Genomic DNA, 25,158 nt, shown 5'->3' on the forward strand with positions numbered 1-25,158 from the left:
CGATGACGGTCGAGCGACTGATCGTCGTCGGCGCGTCACTGGCGGGCCTACGGGCAGCGGAAGCCGCTCGCGGCGCGGGTTACGGCGGCGCGATAGCGCTCATCGGCGAAGAACCGCACCTGCCCTACGGCCGCCCTCCGCTGTCGAAGAGAATCCTCGAGGCGGGACCGCTGCCGGAGTCCACCCGGTTGCGCGCATACGAGACGTTGACCGAGGACTTGAACGTCGAACTGGTGCTCGGCGCCGCCGCGACGGGGATCGACACGAATCGGAAAACCGTCACGGTGGGCGAACGCTCGATCGACTACAGCGCCGCGGTGATCGCAACCGGTGCCGCCGCGCGCCGAATTCCCGGGCCCGCGGAGACGCTGTCGGGGGTACACGTCCTGCGCACCCACGATGACGCGCACGCGGTGCGCGCTGCCCTGGACGCGAACGCCCGCACCGTTGTCATCGGTGGCGGGTTCATCGGTTCGGAAGTCGCTTGCGCAGCACGCAAACGCGGCCTGCCCGTCACCGTCGTGGAAGCTCGAACCGCCCCGTTGACTCGATCGGTCGGCCCCGATCTCGGTGCGGCGCTGACACGGATACATCGCGCACACGGAACGCAAGTGTCCTGCGGTGCCGAGGTGGCCGCGATCGAGGGAGAACGCGGCACAGTCGCGCGGGTATGTCTCACTGACGGGACCGTCCTGGGCGCCGACCTGGTCGTTGTCGGGATCGGTACGGTGCCCGCGACCGACTGGCTCGCTGGAAGCGGTGTCGGTGTCGACGATGGTGTGGTCTGCGACGAGTTCCTGGCGACCGGGGCCGAGGGCGTCTACGCCGCTGGTGATGTGGCGAACTGGCACAACTCGCTTTTCGGTCGTCGTATGCGGGTCGAGCATTGGAGCAGCGCCGCCGAGCAGGGAGCACGCGCCGCGCTCAACGCGATCGATCCCGCTACAGCACAGCCGTATTCGACGGTGCCCTATTTCTGGTCGGACTGGTATGAGCACCGTATCCAATTCGTGGGAGTTCCCGGGCATCAGGGATACGAAGTCGTGTCCGGAGCGCTCGACAGCGACCACTTCGTGGTCTTGTATCGCGATGGGGATCTGCTCGGCGCGGCCCTGACCCTCAATGGTCAGCGGCACATCATGAAATACCGCAACCTGATCAACCGGCGCGTGAGTTTCGACGAGGCATGTGCCTATGCGCGTGCCCGAGCCGCCTCGAAGTGACCGCTCGGTTCCGACCGCAGACTCACACAGAATTCTGGGAAGTGTAAATGACTATCGCACACACCTTTTCGCCTGTCGATATTTCCTCGATCGCCTTCTGGGCGAGTACCGCCGTCGAACGCGAGAAGACCTTCAAGGTTCTGCGCGAACACGATCCGATCAGCTGGCACCCACCCGCGGCGGGCGGGATCCTGCCGGTCGAGGAGGGGGACGGATTCTGGGCCGTCGTACGCCACCAGGACATCCGCTACGTCAGCAACCATCCGGAATTGTTCTGTTCCGGCAGGGGCGTCCAGATGGAGAACCATCCGGCGCAAGTGCTCGAAGCCACCCAGTCGTTCCTCGCGATGGACCCGCCGCGCCACACCAAGTTGCGGCGTCTGGTCAGCGCGGCGTTCACGCCGCGGCGTCTCGCGACGATCGAGCAGCAGATTCGTGACCAGGCCGCCCGCATCATCGACGAACTACTCGACACCGGTGATTGCGACTTCGTCCACCACGTCTCGATGCGCCTGCCGATGTGGACCATCTGCGAGATGGTCGGTGTGCCCGAGGACAAGCGGTACCTCGTCGCCGAGGCCGCAGATCGGCTGGTGTCCCACGCCGATCCCGATGTCCGCGGTGACCGCGAGCCGATCCAGCTCATGGGTGAATCGATTTTCGCCCTGGCGGGCACGGCCCTCGAGATGGTCCAGGCGCGCCGGGCAGAACCACAGGACGACCTCATGACCAGTCTGGTCCACGCCGAGGTCGACGGAGAGCGGCTCACCGACGACGAGATCACCGCCTTCTTCTGCCTGCTCGCGGTGGCCGGGAACGACACGACGCGTAACACCATCACCCACGGCGTGAAGGCACTGCAGGACTTCCCCGAGCAACGTCGATGGCTGGCAGCGGATTTCGAGGGCCGGATCGGTCCCGCGATCGAGGAGTTCGTGCGTTGGGCCTCACCGGTGGTGACGTTCCGGCGCACCGCGACCCGAGATGTCGAACTCGCCGGGCATCAGATCGCAGCCGGAGAGAAAGTGGTCATGTTCTATCCCTCGGGCAACCGTGACGAGTCGGTCTTCGACAATCCCGACACTCTCGACCTGGGGCGAGAGTTGAACCCGCACTTGGCGTTCGGCGGTGGTGGACCCCACTACTGCATGGGGAACATGCTGGCGAAAAGGCAGCTGCGGGCCCTTTTCGAAGAGTTGCTCTTCCGAGTTCCGAACCTGTCTGTGGGTGAGCCGCAATACCTGGTCAGCAGTTTCGTTCACGCGGTCAAACGGCTGCCCTGCACTCTGTGATCGGCGCGGCTCGCACCGCTGACGAAAGGATATCGACAATGGTACGAACACGATTCTGTGATGTGTTCGGTGTGGAATACCCCATCGTTCAGGGCGGGATGCAGTGGGTCGGCCGCGCCGGGCTGGTTTCGGCGGTGGCCAATGCCGGAGGTCTGGGTTTCCTCACCGCGCTGACCCAACCGACACCGGAGGACCTGGCCGAAGAGATCTATCGGTGTCGACAGCTCACTGACAAGCCATTCGGTGTCAACCTCACGATCCTGCCCTCGATCAAACCGCCGCCCTATGTCGAATATCGTGATGTCATCATCGAATCCGGTGTGGGGGTCGTGGAAACCGCCGGTTTCAACCCTGCCGAGCATCTGCCCGCGTTCAAGGCGGGCGGGGTGAAGGTACTGCACAAGTGCACAAGCGTGCGCCACGCTGTCAAAGCCCAGCAACTGGGTGTCGACGGAATATCGATCGACGGATTCGAGTGCGCGGGCCACCCCGGCGAAGACGATATCCCGGGGCTCGTCCTGATCCCGGCCGCCACCGAGAAGATCACCATTCCGATGCTCGCGTCCGGGGGGTTGGCCGATGCCCGCGGGCTGGTCGCCGCGCTCGCTCTCGGTGCCGACGGAATCAACATGGGAACGCGGTTCGTCGCCACGACCGAGGCACCTGTACACGAAAACGTGAAGCGCCGACTGGTCGAGGCCAGCGAACACGACACCGATCTCATCTTCCGGTCCCTGCGCAACACCGCGCGGGTGGCCCGCAACGCGGTCAGCACCGAGGTCGTCTCGATATTCGACAGTGGCGGGCAGTTCGACGACGTCCGCGAACTGGTGGCCGGTGTCCGAGGCCGCAAGGTCTACGAGGTCGGCGATCTCGATCTGGGCATCTGGACCGCGGGGATGGTCCAGGGGCTGATCCACGACATCCCGACGGTGTCGGAGTTGATCGACCGGATCGTCACCGAAGCCGGTGAACTCATCAAGGGTCGGCTCGGCGACGTCCTCATTCAGAAATGACCCGTATGGACCTGTTGCGGCGTTCATCCGACAGCAAAGGCATCGACCGGGAAGCCGCGACCTCTCGTACCGAAAGGACTGTTCATGACATCGGACGCGGTAATCAGGACCGGCGACCGGATCTGGCACGACGTATTCCTGCCCGAGGACGTCGCGCATGTGCGTGCCATGGCGCGCACCGCGGTCACGACCCATCTGGCGCCGGTAGCGCGCGAGATCGCGCAACGGGAGGAGTCGATCGAGTCCTTCCCCTGGGAAGCGTTCCGCGGGCTGGCGAGTGCGGGCTGCTTTGCTGTGCCGTTCGACAAGCCCTTCGGCGACGGCCTCACCCACCGGATGCTCGCGACATGCATCGTGACCGAGGAGATCGCCTACGAGAGTTCGAGCCTGGCCGGTGTGTACGACGGCCAGTGCATTCTCAACGCCCGCGCGTTGTCGTTCGCGCAACCACAGGTGCTCGAAAAGGTTCTGCCGGGACTGATCTCCGGTGATCTGGTATTCGCTTTCGCCACCACAGAACCGGACGCATCGAGCGACCTCACCCCCACCGCGCTGAAAACCGTCGCTACCCGCACCGACGACGGGTTCGTCGTGAACGGACGCAAACGCTGGATCACCAACTCGATCGTCGCCGATTGGGTGTGCGTGCTGTGCCGCGACGGGGACAGCGGCGACGCGACGATGCTGCTCATCGATACGCGCGCATCGGGGGTCGCGGTGGGACAGCCCGACCTCAAGATGGGCCATCGCGGGCAGATCACCGCGGATATCGTGTTCGACAATGTCGCCGTGCCCGCCGACCACGCGCTCGGCCTGCCCGGACGAGGCCTGGGTACCGCGTTGGCATCGCTTGCGGCCGGTCGCGTCGGGATAGCCGCCGCGGGTGTCGGAGTGGCGCAAGCCGCGCTCGATCTGGCCGTGCAGCGGCTGCGTAGCCGAGAGCTGTTCGGAAAGAAGTTGGGCGAAATGCAGTACTGGCAGTTCAAATTCGCCGAACGCGCCACCGAACTCGAAGCAGCCCGCGCCATGTATCAGAAGGCCGCCGTGAGACTGGACCGAGGCGACCGCTCAGGTGAGCCGGAAGCATCTATGGCCAAGTCCTACGCCACCCGGTTGGCCAACGATCTCGCTCGTGATGCGCTACAGGTCCACGGCGCGTACGGGTTCGCTCGTCAGGTCAGCGCCACCGGGGAGACCTATCGGCTCGAGGAGATCTTCCGTGACGCGAAGATACTCGAGATCTTCGAAGGCGCCAACGAAGTTCTGCAATGGGTGATCGCCCGCCAGTTGATCGGCCGCGACATCACAGGCTGATCGCTCGTCCACGATCGAGCATCACCGAACCGCGGCGGTACCACCACGCGTCCGCCGCGCACTCGAAGAAGCTTTCTTTCGCCACAGGAGAAGAACCTATGTACCTGACCCAAGCGCTGCACAGGTCGGTCGCCGCCACACCGAATCAACCCGCCACTATCTGCGGGAACAGGGTCCGGACTCGCTGCTGCGCACGTTGAGCAACCGTCGTACAGCGTCGTGGTCGCCGATGTTCTCGTATTCGGCGATGACCGCGGCGTGGGCGAGGTCGTACTGGTCGTCGTCATCGATGAGCCTGCGCGCGGTCGCGCTGGTGCCGACCTTGCCGACGAGTTTGACCTCGTCGCGTTTGGTCTGCAATGCCTTGGCGACGCGGGTGGGTGACGCGCCGAGGTCCAGCATCAGCGCGATTCCGGCGGCGCGGTCGCTGTTGGTGAGCGGGATGCGCCGGTCGTTGAGGGTGATCTGTTCGGTGATGCGCTCGATCTCGGCCTCGTTGCTGTCCACGTTCGGGTCGAAATCGCGGATGTAGACCGGCACCTCGGAAAGGTCGCAGGCCAGGGCGGTGAGGGTGCGGACCTGCCCGTCGCGCACGATCAATCGCCCGTCGGGGGTCCGGACGACCAGGATCGGGTCACGGACACCGTGTTCGCGGATGGACTCGGTGACCTCGGGATGGTCCTGGAGCTGGAACGTTTTGCGCACGTTCTCATCGATCTCGAGCAACGCCGGATGCACGGTCGAGCCCGTGCACAACCCGTCGAGATAATCACCACCCTCGACAGTCCCGGTGTCGACGGTGTCGGTCTCGGTGGCGGGGGTGTCCGGGGCGGTGCCGGGATCGCGCGCGGAGTCGAGGTCGGCGGGATCGGGCGCGAGGTCGACGGTGTTGACCGTTTCGCCGATGTCGGTGGTGGCGGGCGTGTCGGTGTCGGTGGGCATCGAGGCGGACTCCTATCGTGAAAGAGGCAGGGACCGGCCAGCTTTGGACTGGCCGGTCCCTGCCTCGAGGACGGGAAATTTCGATGAATGGATGAGTGGTGTGGGGGAGCGGCTACTCGTTTCGAGGCTTGCGTGGTGTCTGGGGTTCGCCGTCGAGGACGATGTCGAGGTCGTCGCGGGGGATCGCGATCTCGGCCTCGATGCCGCCGTGTTTGTAGTGCACGTCGCGGTAGCAGGCCCGGCACACGACCCCTGACATCGAATCGGCGCTGCCTTTGCCGCTGGCGTGACAGCACGGGGTCAGCACCATCGTGTGATCGGTGCCGAACCGGATGACCACGCAGCCCTCGGCGTCGAGACCGAGGATGTCCTCGACCGCGTCGAAGCCCTGCGGGAGTCGCAGCTTCTGTTTCTTCTTCGTCATGAGAGCGGTCGTCCTTCCTCGGGATAGCTGGTTGCGGCGGAGGCGGGGGCAGCGCGCCACCCCCGCTCGGCCGGGTCGCGGGTCTATTTCTTGGTGCGGGTGGCGACGTTGATCGGGCACAGGTACCTGGCCCCGTGCGGGGATTCGGGGTCGCTGTAGGCCCAGTGCTTGGTCTTCCAGTCCGGGAATTCCTCGCGCCAGCGGGCGACGGTCTCGGCACCGAGCGCGGTCGCCGCACCGGCGGCGCCGAAGTGCTCGGCGGTGTCGAACTCGGCACGGGTCAGGGTGGTGGTTTCGGCCATGGGCACAACTCCTTCGAAAGCGGGGGACAGAGGAAAGGGGATCGAGAGACCTGGTGTGGGTGGGTCAGACGAGGGTCATCGCGGTGAGGGCGAGGTCGTCGAGGTTGTCGGCGCGGTCGGGGTCGGGGATGGTTTGGGAGTAGCTGGTGACCGCGTTGGCGATCCCGGCCGCGGTGAGTTGTCCCCCGGCGATGAAATGCGACAGGATCCCGGTGCGTTCGTCCTCGGTGAACCCGAGTTTCTTGCTCATGACTTCGAGGGTGCGTTCGGGTTGGGTGACCGGGGTCCCGGCGTGGCGTTCCAACTCCGCGACCCGCGCGGTCAGGAATCCCGGCGACATCCACTCCGAGACTTTGTCGCGGGTCTCGGCGGTGATGACCGCGAGCCGTTTGCGTTGGGTGTCTTGGGACCAGGCGCGGGTGCCGCCGATTTCGAGGCGGTCACCGACGTGGCGTTTGGTGAACGCGAACAACGGCAAGGTGAGGCCGTTGCCGCAGATCTGTACCAGCAGTTCGGGTTTCAACGTGACGGCGTGGTGGCCGATCTCGCTGTTGGAGAACCGCAACCCGGCGAAGACCACCGGTTCGGCACCGGGTCGGTAGCCGCGGTTGTCGCGGGCGGCCAGGCGGCGGCCGGTGTCGATCTGTCCGGCGACGCGGCGGCGTTCGGCTTCGAGTTCAGGGTTGGCGAACGGGGTCCGATAGTTCTCGAGAAAGGTTGGGGCGAGTGCGCGGATCTTGGGTGAGTACACCTTGCAGTGCATGGAGGATTCCGACAGGTCACAGGAGCGCACCGTGACCTCGGTGTCGGCGAGGCGGATCCCGTCCAGGACGGCGGTGAGCACGTCGAGGTTGTCGATGATCCCGTAACGGTCCGAGAGCACCGCCCGCAACACCCCCGGCTGATCCGGGTGGCCGGAGGTGAACAACCTGAGCAGGAACGAGCGTTCGTCGGGGCCGCCGGGCAGGCGCGGATCGGTCGGGCCGTGGAGCAGGCCGTTGATGTTGGCGTCGTAGAGGTCGGTGCGCTGGGACTCGCGCAACGAGCGCAGGTATCCGGCGGGGATCTTGAGCTTGGATCCCAGATGCGAATCCGCCGCACCGGTCGGCTGATACAGGCCGTCCACGGTCGTGACGCCGCGGTCGTCGAAGACCGGCTCCACCCCGGAGAGCTGCAACAACCCGTCGGAGGCGCGCAGCGCGGAGGCGGGGGCCAGGACATCGAGTTTGGCGGCCTGCTGATCGTTGAGCAGACCGACGAGGTCACCCAGTTCGGCGTGACGCACACACGAAGCGATCGACATGAGGTGTAGATCCTTTCTCGGACAGGCGGATACGACGCGACACCCACCGGTCGGGGGTGGGTTTCGCGTGAACAGGGGGTGTTGTGCGCGGCCGGGTCAGGTGTTCGGGACGGGAGGGTCGTCCTGGGCTGTGGCGGCGCGGTGCAGGTTGTCGAGCTGTTGGATGAGTTCTTCGATCGCGTCGAGTTGTTCGCTGGTGAGTGCGGGTATCGCCACCACCGCAGTGGTGTTGAAGCCGCCTCCCACGTCGTGGCCGCAGTCCAGACGGCCGTTTTCGGCTTCGGCGGCGGTGTCGAAGGCGTGCAGGTAGTACTCGGTGCTCGTGCCGCCCTGCTGGATGTAGGCGAAAGACGGTGTCGGTTCCGGTGCGCCTTCGAGCCACGCGTTCAGGCGTCGGATCGGGTGCAGGATGTGATGGGCTCGATCGTGCAGGTCGCATTCGTCGTAGTCGCGTCCCCGCCGATCTCCGCGTACGCCAGCACCGCACGCAGATCTTCGATCACCGTCGGGGTGAATACCGGGTCGGTATCGAGCGTCATCGAAGCTCCTCCAGGTGACTGCGATCGGGTCGGGCGCGGTGCGGGGCTGGTCAGGTTTGTTGGCGCAGTGCCTGCACGAGTGCCCAGGCGGCGTCGGTGTCGGCGCGGGCGGCGGCCAGGCGTCGGAAGCCGCGCTGTTGGCGCACGTCGAGGGTTCCGAGTTCGGCGGCGATGTCCTGGCGGCGTAGTTCGGCGCGGTGGTGGCGGTGGTGGGCGGCGCGTTCGTCGGTCAGGAACTCGGCGGCGATCTCGATGACGGTGTCGCACAACAACTCCCGCAGATCCGTGTCGACGGTGTCGAGCGGGTACCCGAGGTCCAGCACCAAGCGGCCGGGCTCACCCAGACACACCGCCGCCGCAGCGCCACGCCCCGGGTCACCGGGTGTGAACCGGGCCAGCACCCGCGGATTGCCCAACGCCTCACCGTGGGCGCGCAGACCGAAGAACCGGACGATCACCATCGACCGGCGCGCGGGGATCCCGTCGACCGGGACGGTGTGTTCGCCCATGTCGGTGAACACCGTCCCGGTCAACGGTGCCTCGTCGGTGCGGAACAGGGTGTAGGAGGCCCCGTATTCGGCGGTATTGGTATTGGTCGAGAGGCTGAAACCTGGTGTGGGCATGACGAATCCGAACTCCTATCGGTCGACGCGCGAAGAAGGGTGGGTGTGTTCAGCTGGCGTGAGCAGTCCGGTCCCACGCCGCGGTCTCCACTGCGGCGTGTGGTCGGGTGCGGGCGCGGCGGCGACGGGCGAGGGCGCTGTCACCGAATTCGGTGGTGACGATCTCGGTCCGGGGCGGTCGCTGATGCCAGTACGGGTCGTGGAAGGCGGTATCGACACTGCATCCGGGTTCGAGGGTGATGCCGGTGCCGGAGGAGAAACGCTTGTACTCGGCGTCGCCCTGCCCGTCGCGCATCGCCTGGCCTCCGCTGTACTTGAAGGGCGCTGAGGACTGCGGGACCAGGAAGACTCCGTGACTGGCAAGGTGGGAAGCCAAAGCGATCACGTGGTACTCGAATTTGGATCCGAGGAATCCGGGGGCGTTGCCGCTGCGAGGATGGTTGCCGAAAGGCGGGTTGGCGATCGCGGTATCGAACAACCGCCACCGGTAGCGCCCGACATCGAACACATCGGCGCAGACCCAGGTGGCCTCGGGAACCAGCTTCATCCCGACGGCCACGAATGCGGGATCAGCTTCCACACAGACGATTTCGCGCGGCGGTCGCCCGTTGGCCTGCTCTGAGGGGTTGCGGCAGGCGAAAGCCAGCGCGCCGATCCCGGCGCACAGGTCGATCACCCGGTTACCGATGACATCCAGCGACATACAGTCCGCGAGATCGGTGGGGGTGAAGAACGCGCCACCGGGAGGGTGGTTCTGGTTCGCCGATTCCTGGAAGTGGGTGAGGACGAAGCGTTTCTCCTCCTCGTCCAGATCGCGGCGCAGCCCGGCCAACCCGAGCGCTTCGCGATGCGCGTCGGCCTGCGCGCGAGTGAGTCTGCCCATGACGATCGACCTCCGAACACAGCAAAGACGCCGCACCCCGGGCACAGGGGTGCGGCGAAAGGTGGTTGGGATGTGGAAAATGGTTGGTGTCGTGCGGGTTTCAGGTGCGTGGGGTGTGCGGCGCGGGTTGTGCGGGTGCGCGCAGGATCTCGAATGCGCGCAGCGCCCACCCTGGGGCGGCGCGCAGCAGGGGACTGTTCGTGACGGTCCCGGCATCGGTGATCTCGGCGCGCCGCCACTGGGTGGGGGAGCACACCATGACCTGTTGGACGGTGCCGACGCCGTGGCCGTAGGTGTAGGTGCGGTCCAACCGGATGACCGCCCCGACCGTGTCGCGGGCGCGTCGGCGGGCATCGGCCACGGCGCGGTGATGGCGGAGCGCTTCGGTCCGCCACCGGCAGGCATGCGGATGTTCGCTGGGGGTGAGAGCTTCGAGCACGCGGCGGGTGACGCCGTGGTGCTGGACCGGTCCTTCGGTCTCGTGCAAGTGCTTGACGACGATCTCGGAGGACCCGCTGCGGTGGCTGCGCAGGTACAGCACCACGTGCGCTGACACCGTCTCCGGCGTGGTGGTGTCGGTGATCGCGGCGTAGAGGGCATAGGACCAGCCGCCCCGGTGGCCGGTGCCCAGCGCGGTGCGGCAGTGGGCCACGACCCGGTGCCCGTCGCGCAGTTGTTCGCGTAGGTTGTCCAGGACGAAGCGGTGTGTGTCGACCGAGGCCGACACCTGGTATCCGGTCGAACCCATGCTGGTCTCCTCCCGATGCGGGCGCCACGAGGGCGCGGGTGGTCAACAGTTGTCCTTGCTCGGTGGCGTCGACGAGGTCGGTGACCGGTCGGGGTTGCTGTCGGGACCGTCGAGGACTGCCCGCAGGTCGTGGACCCGGGCGGGTCCGAGGTGGTGGGCGATAGGTATCCCGGGCGACTCCGGTGAAGCGGCGGCGGTGGGCTGGTGGTTGGGCAGCGCCTCGAGCCAGTCGAGGACTCCCCGAAGATCGGGGCGGGCCACGACGGTGATGCCTTCGATCGGGTCGAGGTCGTCGGTGTTCTCGCCTGCGGCGATGACGACGTGCCGGAATTCCGCGCGCGCTGCCGCCGCGATCATGGTCCTCAGCGCGTGGGGTGGGTGGCTGGGGCGCAGGCGGCCGTCGAGGCCGACCTCGGCGAGGAACACGACATGGTCGAGTAACCCCCGCCACGGCGGGTCGAGGGCGAGCTGGTGCACGGTGACCGCGACCGCCAGATCGTGCGGTGGCCGGTGGCCGGTGGCCGGAGCCGCCGAGTCGGTAGAGGCGATACGGGTCGTTCGGATATCCGGCGTCGCTGTTGATCAGATCCGCGCGGACCCGATTCCGGGGCTCGGGCGAGACCGGGTACGCGAGCACCGATTCGGCGACCGGGTCCGCGACGGCCGTGAAACTGGCGGCGATCATGGCCAGGTCGGTGCCACCGGAGCCGGTGAGGGTCACCGTCCAGGCGAAAGTATCGATCACAAGGGTTCTCCGTTCGGTCGTCCCGGGGATGTCGTCGCCGGGAAACAGCTCGGCGGGCAGGCCACCGCAGACGAGACAGATGTCACGGAACACCGCGGCCGGGGGGGTGAGGTGCTCGGCGCTGTTCATCGCGGTATCCGTTCGGCCGGTGCGTGGATCGGTGTGTGGGCTTCCGGGGTGGGCTGATCGGGGGCCTGGGTGCCGAAGGCGGTGAGGGGGCGGCCCGCACGCCAGTTGGTCCAGGCATCGGCGATATTGGGGCGCGACCCGCCCGCGGCCACGAGCACGGCGTAGGCGTGGGCGAAATCGACCGCGTCACCGGACCCGACACCGGCCGCGTCACACCAGCCACGCACATAACCGAGAGCCTCGGCACACAGCCACCACGCCGTCCGGTTCCCCAACGCCGCGTCGTACTCCTCGAAACGCGGCACCCGCTCGACCGAGACCCGGGCGGGGGCCAGGTTCGCGGTGAGATCACCGGCGACCCGCCACGCGACCCACGCCTCCGCCAGACCGGGCACGGAAACCTCAGCGTCGGTCAAGGATTCGGTGACGCGCTCGGCGTAGGCGGACGCGAACGCTCGGGCGGTGGCGGCTTCGGGGGTGGAAGGATACTGGATGTGCAACACACCCCAGACGAAGCTCTCGGCACGCGCGTAAGCGGTCTCGATACGGGTACGGATATCGGTGGCGGACGGGTCGGTGGGCACGGGTGTAGACATGGGGCGATGACTCCTTCGAAGGGAACGACAACACCGCAGCCGGTGTAGGGCGAGATGGCATATCGGCCGCACTGGCAGTGGATTTCGAGACGGCCCCGCTGTGCCCTCGGCGGTCGTAGGTACGGGTGCGGCGTCGGGTCGTGCGTCCTATGGTGTGTCGGATCCGCGTAGGTGCAGGGCTTCGACGATGTCGTGGGTGCTGGGGTTTTCGGCACCACGTAGGTCGGCGATGGTGACCGCGACCGCGAGGGTCCCCTCGGCGCTGCGGCGGGTGATCAGGCCCAGTCGCAGTGCCGCCTCGAGCGGTGCTGCCTGCTTGGGCGACAACGGAAACTGTCGGCGCAGCAGCGGTGCGGGGACGCGGGCGTTGCTGGTGTAGCCGTGCTCGCGCCACCGCCGGACCGCCGCCGCGCGTGCCGCGCTCACCCGTGCACGGACTTCAGCGCTGGATTCACGCGAATCGTCTCCGAAACCGCGACCGGTGTCGGGGTCCTCGCGCACGGTGATGTCGACCCGTCCGGCCAGCACAGTGTGCAGCCGTTCCTTGTGACGGCGTTTGGCCGCGGCCGGGCAGGCACAGACGGTGTCCTGGGTTGCGGGGCACAGGCATTCGGCCGAGGTGAACACCGCGACGGTGTCGCAGGGCAGACGCAGCAGACTGTCCCGGTTGGCCACCACGACCTCACCGTCATCCAGCGCGACCCGCAACGCCTCGATGGTGCGGTCGTGCAGTTCGGGATAGGACTCCAGATGCAGCACACCGAGATGAGCGCGGGCCAATGCGCCGGGACGCGCCGTGGCGGCGCTGCCCGACAACGCCCGCGCACTCGCCGAATGATGGACCTCGACATAGGGGCGCGCGCTGAGTGGTGCGAGCGGCCCCTCGGGCAGCAGGCCGGTCAGCGACGCGACCGCCCTCACCTGGAGCGATTCGGTCTCGGTGAGGCGCGGCAGCAACCCGGGCAGGCGTCGGGCGAGTGCGCCGAGCCCGGCGGTCGGTGGCCCGATCAGGCGCAGGTGGTGTCCCCCGGCCGCGGCCACCTCGAGAGCCCACCGCGCCCGGAAGTGACCACGGATGTCACTGAGATCCACACCGGTGAATTCCGGCGGCACCGCGACAGCGACAGGACTGGACAGGGCGTCGTCGGCGCCGCTGAGCCAGGCCAACACCGCAGCGAGGTGATCGGCACCGAGAACAGTGATCCCCGATGCGAGAGCGGCCTCGGTCGAACTTTCGCGTGGCACGATCACGGTGGTGTGGCCGTGGTCGCGGGCGGCCAGGACCGCGGGCAGGATCCCGCGCACGGCCCGCACTGTGCCGTCGGGGGCAAGTCGCCCGAGCAGTACGACCCCGGCCAGCCGCGACGCGGAGATCGTGGCCGGGGCGTCGGCAGCGAGTACCGCTACCGCCACGGCGAGATCATCCATACCGTCGATGACGGAACCGGCCGGCGGCGACATGGTGAGCGTGACCCGGGCCTGCGGCCAGTCCTGGACACTGGCGGTGATCGCCGTGCGAACCCGGTCGAGACACGCGGGCACCTGGTCATCTAACTGACCGGTCACGGTGAGCGAGGGCAGTCCCGGGGTGACTTCGGCCGTCACCTTGCGTGGGTGCCCGGTGAGTCCGGCCACGCTCACCGACCACGCCACCGCGCCCCTCACCGGCCACCCTCAACGCGCCGGTCGACGGGCAGGGGCCGACGGCGGGTCGAAACCGCCTGGCGGACAGGACTGGACGCCATGATGGATCTCCGATCTCGAGGCGGGGGACAAGGGGGCGGGAAGCCGCAGCGGGGCAACGCGGGCAGGGGAATGGGTCCGATGGCGACCGAGCAGGTCGACGGCGCTGCCGCATTCATCGGATGCTGCGGTGTCGCAGCGGATTGCGTGACCCCTAGCGGGATCGCGGTAGTCGCCCGCTCGGGTGTCGACGGGGTCAGGCTGTGGGTAGGTAGGTGCGGGCCTCGACCAGGGCACGGACCTGGTTGTGGACTTCTTCGGGCCAGCGCACCGGCCCGGTGATCGCGAACTCGGTCACGGGGAGTTCGACCGGGTCACCGTGCACACGCTCGGCCGGGCGGTGGCGTGCGCGTAGGCGCAGCATGCCCGGGTCGGTGATGGGTTCGGGTGGGGTGGCGAACCAGTGCGGCGGGTGCGGCCATGTCGCGTCGTAGTCGATGCCGTCGAGGTGCCAGGACCAGTGCTCGGCCTGGAGGCCGCGCTGGTAGTCGAGTTTGGTTTTCCCGGGTTTGCGTTTCGGGCGCGGCGGCAGGCTGGTCGCGTCGAGGTCGGCGAAGATGTCGGGGAACCGTTGGCGGGCTTGGTCTTCGGTCATGACGGCGGTGATGTCGTGGAAGCGCACGGTGTCGTCGGTGGTGATCCATCGATGCCCGGTCATCTTCGCCGTGATGGTGTGCAGCATCAGCGGGGAGAGGGAGAAGTTGACCACCGAAACAGATTTCGGGTTCACGCGCGTGATCTGCCGCCATGTCGACCCGTGAGCGCGCGCGAAGTCCCCGACCGTGAAGTCCTCACGTCCCCACCCTGGGGTCTGCCCTTGGTCGATCTGGGATTGTCGGACCTGTTTCCAGTAAGCGATGTCCTTCTCGCGCTGGGTCATGCGGGCCAGCACCCGCTCCCGATGCTCACCGGTCGCGGCCCCAGTGGTCTGGGTTTGGTAGACCTCGCCGTGGCCGTCGAGGAAGCGGCGGGTGTGCCCGTCCAGGGTGCGTTGATCGCCGCGCTGCTCGGCTTCGAGGGTGTCGATCCGGTTGGCGACCGTGCGTGGGGAATTGCGCAGTTCGGTGGTGTGAGTGGCGGATTCGGCGCGATGGTGGGCGCGGGTGGCGTCGCGCCCGGCCTCGACCGAGCGACCGAACGCCTTCCACGCCTTGTCGATCGCGTTGCGATGGCGGCGTTCGGAATGGTGTCCGATCTTGATGGGCTCTCCGAACGGGGGTAAACGGTCGTGGGCTCGCTGATGCGCGGCTTCCGCGGCGTCGGCCTTCGCGTCTTTGCGGGATGCCTTGTCCCGCAACGCCTCGACCCTGTCGGCTTGGCGGCTCGCGCGGTCGGTCTCGGCGTCCTCGGTCGCGCGCGAGGAGCGGTCGATGTCGACCTCGACGGTGTAACCGGCCTCCCGCAACTTCTTGGCGGCGTAGTCGATGTAGTACTGCTTGGGTTGGCGATCACGCGAGGACACCACGTACCAGCCGTCCAGGCTGCGGCCCCACCGCCAATGCCCGACCGTCTCGCGCACCGCGGACATGACCTCGTAGGTGCCGTCACCACGGTCGGTTCCGGTCAACAGGGTGCCCTCTTCGGCGGTATGAGAGATCGTGAGTGCCGACACGAGCACCACCTCCTTTCCGATAGTTGTCGACATGCGCATGCAGGCATGATTCGGGCATGATCGTGTGGTTGCCGTGGTCGCGGACCCAGGCGAACGAAGTCGGTCTCTACCAGGAGCGGGTTCGGGGAGTCGGTGGCCGTGGGCCGGTCGGGGGTGGCTTCGTCGCGGGTGAGGTCGTCGACGGGCTCACCGATCCACGCCGCGGTGGAACCCGAGACCAGAGATCGACGCGATGACTCACCCCGGGCTCCTCGGTGATCCACACCCCGCCCGCGCGGTAATCGCCGGACGCGGTCAGGATCGCCGCGTACTCGGCGGCACGGTCGCTCTCGGCGAACCACCCCACTGCGCCGAGATCAGGCAGGCCGGGGCGAACCTCGGCACTGACCAGAATGGTGCAATCGTCGCGGTCCGACGGCCACACGAACGAGCCATCGGAGGAAATCGTGCGCGTGGAACCATCCCGATAGTGCGCGACATATCCCAGCGACCCGGAGACCTCCGGGGTGTGACCGTCGCGCGCCGAGGACACCGCGTCGGTGTGCCTGCCGCACGCCGTGCACAATCCGCTGGGGCCGACATCGGTGTTGTAGCAACGGGCCTCGGTGCGTTTGACGACCGGCCCCAGTAAACGATCCTCCATACCAATTCCTTTCGACGTCGCGCGCAGGTGGGGGGGGGGCGCGGGTGGCGTCGCGGTCGGCTTCGACCTCGCGGCCGAACGCTGTGCGCGCCTTGTGATTGCGGAGCACGAGAGTGAAACCAGGGCAGCGCGGCGATGTCGTCGTGTTCGTCGCCACGACCAAGGGGTGTCAGACGCGGCCGGGAGCGGGTGCGGGTAGCCGGTAGTCGTGGGGGCCCAGGCGGGTGAGTTCGTCGTAGGTGAAGTCGTCGACGGCCTCACCGATCCACCGCGTGACGGGGCCGGGCAGTGGCGCGTCGCCGTGCAGCCAGGCGTCGAAGATCTCGCCGAGGTCGAACAACCGGTCGGTCTTGCGGTCGAGCACACACAGTCGGGCGGCGTCACCGCAGCACACCCGCATCAGCGACAGCCCGGACGCGATCTCGATATCCCCGAACAGCCGACCGATGTGATCACCGGGCACCTCCGCCAGGGCGCCGCGGCCGAGGCGGCCGGTGAACAACCCGGGATCGAAGAACTCCCGCAGCCCGGTGACGAGTTCGTGTCGGCGTGCGGTGATGACCGCGAACACCACCTCGCTGAAGGTGTCACCGACGCTCGACTTCCGGATCGCGGCCCGCGCGCGAGGCAGTTCGGCACGGGTGAGAGTCCCGCCGACCAAGGCCAGCAGATCCGCCACCGACACCACCACCGAACCTGGCGCTGCACTCACTGGCTCTGTATCCGTCGTGGACCGGGTCGGCGGCGGGTCGGCCCGGTCGGGGTCTTCGTCGCGGGTGATCTGTTCGATCTGCGATTCCAGCGCGGCGACGCGGCGGGGCGAGAATGCGGGGGCGATGTCGCCGATCGGATCACCGCAGAGCTCTGGGCGATTCGGTGCATCCTGGACCCGGTCCCGAGCCGAGGATCCGCTGGAAACCGTCACGCAAGACCGAGGCTCGGTCCAGGAAAGCCTCAGGATCTCACAACGGATGGGCCGGGAGGCTGCGGCTCGGTCGGCGGACCTGGGTATCGCGCTTCGGCCATTCCCCTCGGACACGATTCTCATCTTGCCGGGAAGCCGCTCGGGTATCCACCGGATACCGATCAGTCCGGACCGCGCGGCGGTCGCTGACTGGTGACGATCAGTGGAATTCGGGATCGGCTACCCAGCCGGAGTCGTGATCGCCCGCAGCGTACCTCGCCCTGGCCTACACCCTCGAGGGCTTGGTGCGGGTCAGATACAGCCCGGATACGGCCATTCGAATTGCAGGTAGTTGAACATGGCGTTCCAGGCGTAGTAGCCGTAGGTCGACGGGTCGCCTTCGCAGGCGATGAAGTTGTATCCGAAACCGGTCGGATAGTCGCCGTCGGGATAGTTGACGAAGAGCGTGCTGTGGTAGACCAGGAACCACTTGTTGCTGCCCTCGGTGGTGTCGAAGGACAGGGCTTTCGGGCCGAGTCCGTCCATCACGCCGACCGTGGGCAGACCCGCGAGAGTCGGCCACATATCGGTCACGCCGATGGGAGAGGGGAGATACGAGTGGAAATCTCCACTGGTCGCGTCGAGAATGGCGAGCCGGTTTCCCGCGATGAACACGTAACTTTCGTTGACGGCCGTGGCGCAGGAGATACCGTTGCTCCATTGCTTCCGCTCGTCGTCGCCGAATTCGCCGTCGGCGATCCGCTGTAGTCCCCTCCACACCGTCGTCAGTTTCGATGGCGACCAGGTCAGGGTGTCGCCGTTGCCGTTCGTCCGCGCGCAGTACTGGCCGTTGAACAGCCACCACATACCGGTGCGGGGACTGTAGGCGCAGGTATCCAATCCACTGTCGAATTCCGAATGCCCCCGCAACGCGGTCCACGCGTAGGTGTCGCGGAAGTCCCTGGGGCTGGTGTGCATGGTACTGCCGTTGTAATCGGTGGAGAAGTAGATCGACGACACCCGCTCGTCCGGATTCGTATTGGTGGCGGTGAAAGCCCAGCGGCCCTTGTAGGCGTTGATGGAGTTCACCGTCCACCATCGCAATCCGTTCACGGTATCCGGGGGCCCGACGGGACCGGGGGGATTGTAGCCGGGATCGGGTACCGGGTTCACGATGGGCGAGGGAAAGGTGCCTTCCAATTTGACCCTGTGGTCCGATACCCCGCGGGATACCGACTTGATCGATTCCACTTCGGTGTCGATATACGCCTGGATGGCCGCGAAGAGGGGCACGAACTCCTCGAAGGCTTCCATCGACTCCTTCAGGACTTCCTCGAAGAATTGCCCCATGCCGTCGATCCAGGTGACCGCCTGCTCGCTCAGATGAATGGTGTACCAAGGAAAATCCACCTCGGTATAGATATCTTGTCTGAGGTCGGCCTTGCTGACGTCGGCCGGTGCCGGATTGCGGCGGTGGACGAGTGGTCCGGCGGAGGATTGCGGGGAAAGCAGCACGACGTCTCCTCGGGAACCGCCACAGAAGGGGCGGCGGGTAGCACGAAACCCCATGTGTGGGAAAGGTTTTCAACTACTTCTTCCAGATGAGTGTATCGAGCTGTGGTGCGGTGGTGCAAGGGTTCTCGACAGGTCGCGAGTTCACGGGATGACGGCAGGTGCCCGCCGGAGGAGGTCGCGGCCGATCGCCGGATCGGACTCCCGGATCCGCAGGGAAGGAACGATTTTCGTCGACCGGGTGGGCCCGTCTCGGGATCCGAAATCTCGGCCCTGCGCGAATCCGCACCGGTGTCGATCACGCCGGGTGCGCCCGCACCGAGGAAGCGCACGGCCCCGGTGGCTTCGCCTCGGCGCAGGCGCGCCGAGGCGGTCTCCGGTCAGTTCGGCGCGGACGCGCCCGAGGTCGGCGGCAGTGGTTTGGTGATCACCGGTTGCGCTGCCGTCACGGCGCCCGTGGCCCCTCCTCATGGATGTGCTCGCTGGACAGATCGTCGCGCGAACGCCTCATTACTCACTGTCGCACGGCCGAGATCCATTCCAGCGGCCGGTGGTACGGCAACGAGCCGGGCGGCGGGCTCGCACGCTGATCCCACGCGACCCCCAACAACCACAACAACCGGAACCACCGAAGAAGGTCATGCCCATAGCTCTTGCCGGTCAACGGGCTCGCATCACCCAGCGCAAGATCCCGCAAATACGTCACCGCCGGCTCCACCTGCACTCTGAGCCCGTCCACCACCAGAAACGGCGGTAGCTTCCCCGGCCCCGCGATCACCGCGCCGATACGCGGGATCGCCGTCGAAGCATTCATCACCGAGTCACGCAGATCATTCACCACACCAACTCCTTCGTAGCCAACGAGGACTTGGTGCAGTCAACAGTGCACCAACGGTTTCGGTGCGAAGGCCATTTCCCTCGTTCGGTGACGCGGTCGAGGAGATCCCCGCCGGTGCGGGCTACCACCTCGTGGCGCAGCCCATAGTGCTCGGCGTGCTCCGTTGACTGCACTATCGCGTTGCTCGGCTGGCGATTCCGGACGTATCTGTGCAGCATCGGTCCTCGTGTTCGAGACAAGCCGGTACACGGGTGCTCATCGTGATCTCATGGATGGCAGGGCTGATCTGCCCCGGATCGGCGCGGTGTTGCCGAACCCAGTGCTGTCACTGCCGTTCGTGGTAGTTGACGCTGCGGGTCGGGAGGTCGAGCCGGTCAGCCGGTATCTGCACGATCTGCTGCTCGGTGATGTGAGTCCGCTGACGTGTCGCAGCTATGGTCATGATCTTCTGCGCTGGTTCCGGCTGCTGTGGGCCGTGGATGTGGGCTGGGAGCAGGCGACAGAGACGGAGGCTTCCGCGCTGGTCGGGTGGTTGCGGGCGGCGAAGAATCCGCAGCGGCGTCGGCGTCGAGAAGGCGGCTTGCCGCCGGGGTCGGTGAACCCGAAGACGGGAAAGCCGTTGTTGGGCAGTGGGTATGCGCCACGCACGATCGCTCACAATCTGTCGGTCGTGCACGGGTTCTATGCGTTTCACCTGCATTTCGGGCGCGGTCCGGTGGTCAACCCTGTTCCGGAGAGCAAGGCTCGACGTCGGGCTCTGGCGCATCGGTCTGCGATCGAGCCGCCTCGTCCGCATCGGCGGGCGCGTTTGCGGCCGAAGATCCCGGTGCGGCAGCCGCGGGCGATCCCTGATGCTCAGTGGGACGAGTTGTTCGCCGAGATGCGTTGTGATCGGGACCGGGCGTTGCTGGCGTGCTACGTGTCCTCGGGTGCTCGCGCATCGGAGCTGTTGGGAGTCTGTCTTGGGGATGTGGACTGGCAGAAGGGGCAGATCTGGGTGATATCCAAGGGCAGCCGTGCGCGTGAGCCTGTCCCGGTTTCGCCCGAGGCTCTGGCGTATCTGGCCGCCTATCTCGATAGTGCGGGGCTGCCCGCGGCGAATGTGGCGATCTGGCGAACGCGGCGGGGCCAGAGTCGACCGCTGACCTACTGGGCCGCGCGTCGGATCCTTCAGCGCGCTGTCGAGGCATTGTGCGCGAATTGGACTCTGCACGATCTACGACACATTGTCCCCGCTTAGTTCCCGTGTTGCGATAAGCCCGAAACGGGTCGGCGGCCTGGTCGTTTGGCCGTTGCGGCAGGCGTGTGGCGTTTCTACAGTCGACGCCCATGATCCTGAGCTACTTCACGGCAGCGGGCTGGCAGTCCTGGGATGTCGAGCATCGGCCGGTGATCCCGGAAGGGATGCCGATAGTGGTAGACGACGACCTACAGTTCGAGGACGGCCCGGCCGCGCCGCGCCCGGCGACGGTGATCAACCAGTGGCTGCGGCTGCTCCCTGCCAGCGGGGCACCGGCGCCGAGTTCGTGGGAAAACTACGCGCGGGCGGTGAAGGAGTGGACGGAGTTCCTCGCCGAACATGGTGTGGGACTGTTCGATTCGCGTGATCGGCTCAAGGCTGGGCTGAGCCGCTACGCCGAGCACCGCGCCGACGGGCCGATCCGGGAACGGTTCGCCCCAACCACCTGGTCGCAGCACATGAGCATCTTGTCGCTGTTCTACCGGTGGGCAATGGAGGAAGGGTTCGCCGCGGCTGAGCCGTTCACCTACCGGACAGCACGAGCGCTCTACGCCGGCACTGGCCGCGAGGTGAGGATGAACCTGGCGGTGCGCCGCACCCCGAAACCCCACGTGACCATCAAATACCTGGAACCAGAGTTCACCGACCTGTTCCTGAAGGGGCTGCGCGGGCTCGCACCCAACGGCGACCGCGACACCGGCTACTGCGGACGCGAGATGACCCGCAACGCCGCGATTGGCGACCTCGCTCTGTCGACCGGGCTGCGGCTGGGCGAATTCACCCATCTGCTGCCGTGGGAGATCCCCGCACTGCCACCGGAGCCGACGACGATCCCGATCCCGTTCCCAGTTCCGGGCGGAATCACCAAGGGCCGCAAGTTCCGCACCACCTGGATCTCCTACACCGCGCTGGCCGGGCTGCACGACTACCTGCAGCTCGACCGGGCCGCGGTCACCGACGGCTCGGGTTGGCGGCCGCCACGACGGTGGGGCGAGCCGCTGCAAATGAGCGACCCGGATGCTCGCGGCGCGCGGATCAACGGCATCCGGCGGTCGTGGGCGTCGCTGACCCCGGCCGAGCGCCGGCGGCTCGTCGCTCCGGACGGCGGGTCGTGTCTGCTGGCAGTCAAGGGTGACGGTGGTCCGTTCACGGCGTGGGCGACGGTGTTCGAGCGCACCGCCGATCGGATCCGCGCCCGGTTCGAGCCGCGGTTCCCACACGTCCACCCGCACCGGCTGCGGCACAGCTTCTCCATGCGAACTTTGGAGTATCTGGTGACCGGCTATTACCAGCGAGCAGCGAAGCTGGCGCTAGACACCGACGCCGACGCAGCGCTGGTGTTCTACCTGACCAAGGCCGACCCACTGCTGGTGCTGCGCGATTTGCTCGGGCACTCGACCGTGCTCACCACCGAAAAATACGTTAAACGCCTTGATACGACACGGATTTACCGAGAAGCCTATGAAACTGCCGGGGCCGCAGCAGGACTCACCGACGATACCGCCGCGCAGCGGGAGGCCGAGGCTGAATTCGATGACGACACCGACGAGGAATTGTGATGCCGACGACCGTGCTTGATGATCCGCTCGGGCTGAGCTGCGTGTTCAGTGACGGGAACAGGGCAGAGTTCGATCTCGCGAGGTCACCCAACCTGCGGCTGACGCGGGACCTGGCGATCGGATTGGTGGAACTGATCCATCCGCACGGCAGTGCCGACACCGTCGGCACGGTCGGTGCCTATCTTCGGGCGCTGCGCAGGATGGTCGACAAGTTCTCCGAGCAAGGTTTCACCGGCGGTGTCGGCCAACTGCGCCGCGGCCAGCTGGCCGAGTTCTGGATGGCCGGACCGACACAGCTGGAGGCAGCGACTCGGGCGCTGATCGAAGGCTATGCCCGTTCCGGCGGTCCCCTCGGCGACGGGGTACTGGAGCTGGCGGCGGGGCGGCACTTCAACATTCAGTCCTACCGGGGCACGTTGAAGCCCTATCCGGAAGCCGATTGGCAGCGGTTGACCGAAACCTGCCGGGCACTGGTCGATGACTCCTATGCAACCCATCGGCGAGCGTTGGCCGCGGTTCAGCGCGGCTGTCATCCGAACGAGGGTGGATGGACCTGGGAGAACTTCTGCTGGCTGATGGCACGCCTGGGCCCGCTGGGCACACCCGAGGTCGCGCGAACAGTCGGCATATCCCACAACGTTCTTCGCCGACGAGGGATCCCGGTCTTCTACGACGCATTGCAGGCCGTCTTTCCACATCTGGACGTCGTGATCGCCTACCGGCTGCTGTTCGGGATCTACTCGGGCATCGTTCCTGACGGCATCGCCGACCTGGGAGTCGACGACATCGACTGGGCCGGGGATTCGACCGTCCTGCTGTCCTACGTCAAACGCCGCACCGCGGCCGAGAGCCTGAACCTGCCCCGCTCGGCAGTGCGGCTGCTCGAACAGTGGCTGGCGCATTCGGCCCTGCTGCGCAGCACAGTTGGCCACGAGCACCGTGATCAGTTGTGGTTGGGGCTGTGCCTGGCCGGCAACGCACGGCTGATCCGCAACGTCGACCGCAACTCGGTTGCCCGTTGGGTCCGCCGTTACAGCCTGACCGGCGCAGACGGCAGAGCGTTGAAAGTCCATCGAGCACGCATCCGCACCACCCATCACGTGATGCGGAGCAAAAGTGCCTGGACCGGCAACGCGCGGGCCACGATCGACCCGAACCACACCGCCGCCGTCGAGGGCGACCATTACCTGACCGTCACCACAGCCAGCCAGCAGCATGCCGTCGAAACGATCATCGAGGACGCCCAGCACGATCTGCTGCGCCGCGCTCACCCGCCGACGGTAATCACCGAGGAAGACGCCGCCGGACTCGCCGACGGCTATCCGCGGCTGATCGGCGCGATGAACATCGACGACGACACCCTGCGTGAGCTGGTCGGCGGGACACGAGATGTCTTCACCGCGGCCTGCGCCGATCAGCTGTGCGGGCTGCACGGCCCGGTCGGCAAGCCGTGTCCGGCGCGGCCCTGGGTTTGCCTGCTCTGCCACCTCCACGATCCTCGAGTGCGGCTACGGGTCGCCCATGCACGCGTGCTACGCGAGGAAGATATAGCAGGACAGGACCTTTCGGCGGAGCAACCCTCAGATTGCGCGCCCGAGGAAGCCGCATGCTGGTTGGTTCCACTGCGACTGCAGTCCTGGGAAGCCAGCAAATGCGATACCGAACATCTCTGGCCCTACCACGAGAAATCCAGCGGCAGCAACGGCCAGGCCTTCCAGTTCCCTCCCGAGCGTCTGGCGTTCCCAATGCTCGTGCACCCCAGAAAACGCCAGGGCCGGCCTGCCGATACCTCGGACTTCGGCCGGTCGGAAACGCGGTGGACGATCATCGATCAGATCACCGTCGTCCGCGGCACAGCCGAGGAAGCCATTGCCAACCAGCTCACGATCAACGAATGGGAACAAACCGGAAGAACCGGCACATGCAGCGATGGTCGACTTCTCCGATGCCTACCCCGCGTTGCTCAGTCTCCTGGGCGGCGAAGGCGCCTTCGGACGGGTCTCTGAATCCGAAGGGCGCCTGAGGCTTTGGCGGCTCCTCTACTTGATGGCAGGGTCGACCGATGTCGACGAAATAAATGACTTCGTTGCTCGAATCCGTTGCATGACCTGGCGGGACCGGAGCGACGACCTCTGGTACATACACCTGGCCATCGAAGACCCCGCCCAGCGCACGGCCTCAGCACGGAAACAGGGGTCGGTATCAACCCGTGCCGTGCGTGTCGTGGGCAGGTCCGACCGGGTAGCGCGCTTGAAAGGCGAGCCGGTGATCGGCGTCTGCGGCGATCCTGTCGAGCTCGTCGTCCAGAGTCATGAACACCTGCCACGGTTGTTGTCGGCCGTCGATGGCGAGGCGCTGCACCACCAACTGCTCGAGTTCGGGAACACGCTTGGCCTTCCAGACCTTGTCGGCCAGACCGACGAGCAGGTCCTCGATACGGACCTCGGTACCGGTCCACGATCCGTGGGTCCGTGCGAAGCGGGCCGACTCCTCGCTGAAGCCCTGCGCCAGCAGAAGTTCGTACCCGGCGTATTCGTGAGCCGAGCCCGGTTTCGACAGTTCCTCGGGATGAACGATCTTTCCGATGTCGTGTGTGGCCGCGCCGAACAGCATCGCGTCGCGGTCGAACCGCACACCATGATGATGTCGGGAGACCCAGTCCGCCAATTGCCACGCGACATCGTGGACCGCTCGCAGGTGAGCACCCAGCCGAGGTGGGGCATCGAGGCGTTCCAGGAGATCGGCGACTCGCCGCGGCAGCGACCGCAGGCCCGCATATCCGGGGTCGGACAGAGCGAATCGCAGCAGAACAGAGGTCATTTCGAACATGGTAGCCCTGGGCGGATGTCGCCTACCGATCCCTTCGGTGGCTTTCCTTTCCCTGCGCCACCGACCCGGTCGGCCGGTCGAGGCAGCGCGCAGACGGCATTACGAGTGTCGGAGAGGCCCGGTCGCGCGGTAGGCGGCATGTGAGGATGGTCGAGGGAGTGGGGGGTATCCGCTAGGTTCGCGCCGAATCGAGGAGCTC

24 protein-coding genes are annotated in these 25,158 nt (G+C 66.6%); 7 read left to right on the top strand and 17 right to left on the bottom strand.

Going from position 1 to position 25,158, the window contains the following annotated elements; genetic code table 11:
• The first annotated feature begins 2 nt into the window (after window positions 1-2).
• From DAT37_RS35755 to DAT37_RS35770, 4 genes are all read left to right on the top strand, one after another.
• Window positions 3-1,223, top strand: coding sequence for an NAD(P)/FAD-dependent oxidoreductase (locus DAT37_RS35755; RefSeq protein WP_109529370.1), 1,221 nt, complete (start codon window positions 3-5; stop codon window positions 1,221-1,223).
• A 47-nt stretch (window positions 1,224-1,270) separates the two neighbouring features.
• On the top strand, window positions 1,271-2,515 hold the full coding sequence (locus DAT37_RS35760) for a cytochrome P450 (RefSeq protein ID WP_109529371.1): 1,245 nt from the start codon (window positions 1,271-1,273) through the stop codon (window positions 2,513-2,515).
• Between the two features lie 38 nt (window positions 2,516-2,553).
• Window positions 2,554-3,531: an NAD(P)H-dependent flavin oxidoreductase gene (locus DAT37_RS35765; RefSeq protein ID WP_109529372.1), complete on the top strand. Its 978-nt coding sequence runs from the start codon at window positions 2,554-2,556 to the stop codon at window positions 3,529-3,531.
• Between the two features lie 84 nt (window positions 3,532-3,615).
• A complete protein-coding gene (locus tag DAT37_RS35770; protein WP_109529373.1) occupies window positions 3,616-4,845 on the top strand; it encodes an acyl-CoA dehydrogenase family protein in 1,230 nt (409 codons plus the stop codon).
• 156 nt (window positions 4,846-5,001) lie between these two features.
• Here the strand turns inward: DAT37_RS35770 and DAT37_RS35775 are convergent, their stop codons facing one another.
• The 16 genes from DAT37_RS35775 to DAT37_RS35845 all read right to left on the bottom strand — a co-directional run bounded on the left by DAT37_RS35775 (window position 5,002) and on the right by DAT37_RS35845 (window position 19,334).
• Window positions 5,002-5,787: a ParB/RepB/Spo0J family partition protein gene (locus tag DAT37_RS35775; protein ID WP_109529374.1), complete on the bottom strand. Its 786-nt coding sequence runs from the start codon at window positions 5,785-5,787 to the stop codon at window positions 5,002-5,004.
• 112 nt (window positions 5,788-5,899) lie between these two features.
• The gene (locus DAT37_RS35780) at window positions 5,900-6,211 is read right to left on the bottom strand and encodes a hypothetical protein (RefSeq protein ID WP_109529375.1); all 312 of its coding nucleotides are present in this window, start codon (window positions 6,209-6,211) and stop codon (window positions 5,900-5,902) included.
• 83 nt (window positions 6,212-6,294) lie between these two features.
• On the bottom strand, window positions 6,295-6,513 hold the full coding sequence (locus DAT37_RS35785; protein WP_109529376.1) for a hypothetical protein: 219 nt from the start codon (window positions 6,511-6,513) through the stop codon (window positions 6,295-6,297).
• A gap of 64 nt (window positions 6,514-6,577) precedes the next feature.
• Window positions 6,578-7,816, bottom strand: coding sequence for a hypothetical protein (locus DAT37_RS35790; protein ID WP_109529377.1), 1,239 nt, complete (start codon window positions 7,814-7,816; stop codon window positions 6,578-6,580).
• A gap of 386 nt (window positions 7,817-8,202) precedes the next feature.
• Window positions 8,203-8,355, bottom strand: a complete 153-nt coding sequence (locus DAT37_RS44500) for a hypothetical protein (protein ID WP_157978856.1) — start codon at window positions 8,353-8,355, stop codon at window positions 8,203-8,205.
• A gap of 50 nt (window positions 8,356-8,405) precedes the next feature.
• Window positions 8,406-8,978 (bottom strand): hypothetical protein, encoded by a 573-nt coding sequence (locus DAT37_RS35795; RefSeq protein ID WP_109529378.1) that lies wholly within the window; start codon window positions 8,976-8,978, stop codon window positions 8,406-8,408.
• Between the two features lie 49 nt (window positions 8,979-9,027).
• Complete coding sequence (locus tag DAT37_RS35800) at window positions 9,028-9,861, bottom strand: class I SAM-dependent methyltransferase (RefSeq protein WP_109529379.1); 834 nt, start codon at window positions 9,859-9,861, stop codon at window positions 9,028-9,030.
• A 100-nt stretch (window positions 9,862-9,961) separates the two neighbouring features.
• Window positions 9,962-10,609, bottom strand: a complete 648-nt coding sequence (locus tag DAT37_RS35805) for a hypothetical protein (RefSeq protein WP_109529380.1) — start codon at window positions 10,607-10,609, stop codon at window positions 9,962-9,964.
• A gap of 42 nt (window positions 10,610-10,651) precedes the next feature.
• Window positions 10,652-11,086 (bottom strand): hypothetical protein, encoded by a 435-nt coding sequence (locus tag DAT37_RS35810; RefSeq protein ID WP_109529381.1) that lies wholly within the window; start codon window positions 11,084-11,086, stop codon window positions 10,652-10,654.
• Window positions 11,087-11,479: 393 nt separating this feature from the next.
• The gene (locus DAT37_RS35815; protein WP_157978857.1) at window positions 11,480-12,079 is read right to left on the bottom strand and encodes a hypothetical protein; all 600 of its coding nucleotides are present in this window, start codon (window positions 12,077-12,079) and stop codon (window positions 11,480-11,482) included.
• A 147-nt stretch (window positions 12,080-12,226) separates the two neighbouring features.
• A complete protein-coding gene (locus tag DAT37_RS35820) occupies window positions 12,227-13,744 on the bottom strand; it encodes an ATP-binding protein (protein WP_109529383.1) in 1,518 nt (505 codons plus the stop codon).
• Window positions 13,745-14,018: 274 nt separating this feature from the next.
• Window positions 14,019-15,434: a DUF3560 domain-containing protein gene (locus DAT37_RS35825; protein ID WP_109529397.1), complete on the bottom strand. Its 1,416-nt coding sequence runs from the start codon at window positions 15,432-15,434 to the stop codon at window positions 14,019-14,021.
• Between the two features lie 106 nt (window positions 15,435-15,540).
• On the bottom strand, window positions 15,541-16,077 hold the full coding sequence (locus DAT37_RS35830; protein ID WP_109529384.1) for a hypothetical protein: 537 nt from the start codon (window positions 16,075-16,077) through the stop codon (window positions 15,541-15,543).
• Window positions 16,078-16,246: 169 nt separating this feature from the next.
• Window positions 16,247-16,789, bottom strand: coding sequence for a hypothetical protein (locus DAT37_RS35835; RefSeq protein WP_157978858.1), 543 nt, complete (start codon window positions 16,787-16,789; stop codon window positions 16,247-16,249).
• Between the two features lie 504 nt (window positions 16,790-17,293).
• On the bottom strand, window positions 17,294-18,496 hold the full coding sequence (locus DAT37_RS35840; RefSeq protein WP_109529386.1) for a hypothetical protein: 1,203 nt from the start codon (window positions 18,494-18,496) through the stop codon (window positions 17,294-17,296).
• A 511-nt stretch (window positions 18,497-19,007) separates the two neighbouring features.
• Window positions 19,008-19,334 carry a hypothetical protein gene (locus DAT37_RS35845; protein ID WP_109529387.1) on the bottom strand — a complete coding sequence of 109 codons (327 nt, stop codon included), beginning with the start codon at window positions 19,332-19,334 and terminating at the stop codon, window positions 19,008-19,010.
• Window positions 19,335-19,557: 223 nt separating this feature from the next.
• Here DAT37_RS35845 and DAT37_RS35855 point away from each other — a divergent pair, with 223 nt between their 5' ends.
• The 3 genes from DAT37_RS35855 (at window position 19,558) to DAT37_RS35865 (ending at window position 24,136) form a co-directional block, all read left to right on the top strand.
• Window positions 19,558-20,571: a tyrosine-type recombinase/integrase gene (locus tag DAT37_RS35855; protein WP_198654598.1), complete on the top strand. Its 1,014-nt coding sequence runs from the start codon at window positions 19,558-19,560 to the stop codon at window positions 20,569-20,571.
• Between the two features lie 89 nt (window positions 20,572-20,660).
• A complete protein-coding gene (locus tag DAT37_RS35860; RefSeq protein WP_109529390.1) occupies window positions 20,661-22,130 on the top strand; it encodes a tyrosine-type recombinase/integrase in 1,470 nt (489 codons plus the stop codon).
• The gene (locus DAT37_RS35865) at window positions 22,130-24,136 is read left to right on the top strand and encodes a hypothetical protein (protein ID WP_198654599.1); all 2,007 of its coding nucleotides are present in this window, start codon (window positions 22,130-22,132) and stop codon (window positions 24,134-24,136) included. The genes DAT37_RS35860 and DAT37_RS35865 overlap by 1 nt, the downstream gene beginning before the upstream one ends.
• 196 nt (window positions 24,137-24,332) lie before the next feature.
• Here the strand turns inward: DAT37_RS35865 and DAT37_RS35870 are convergent, their stop codons facing one another.
• On the bottom strand, window positions 24,333-24,950 hold the full coding sequence (locus tag DAT37_RS35870) for an HD domain-containing protein (RefSeq protein ID WP_109529398.1): 618 nt from the start codon (window positions 24,948-24,950) through the stop codon (window positions 24,333-24,335).
• Window positions 24,951-25,158 lie beyond the last annotated feature (208 nt).

Source organism: Nocardia aurea, from assembly GCF_003123685.1.
Classification (GTDB): Bacteria; Actinomycetota; Actinomycetes; order Mycobacteriales; family Mycobacteriaceae; genus Nocardia; species Nocardia aurea.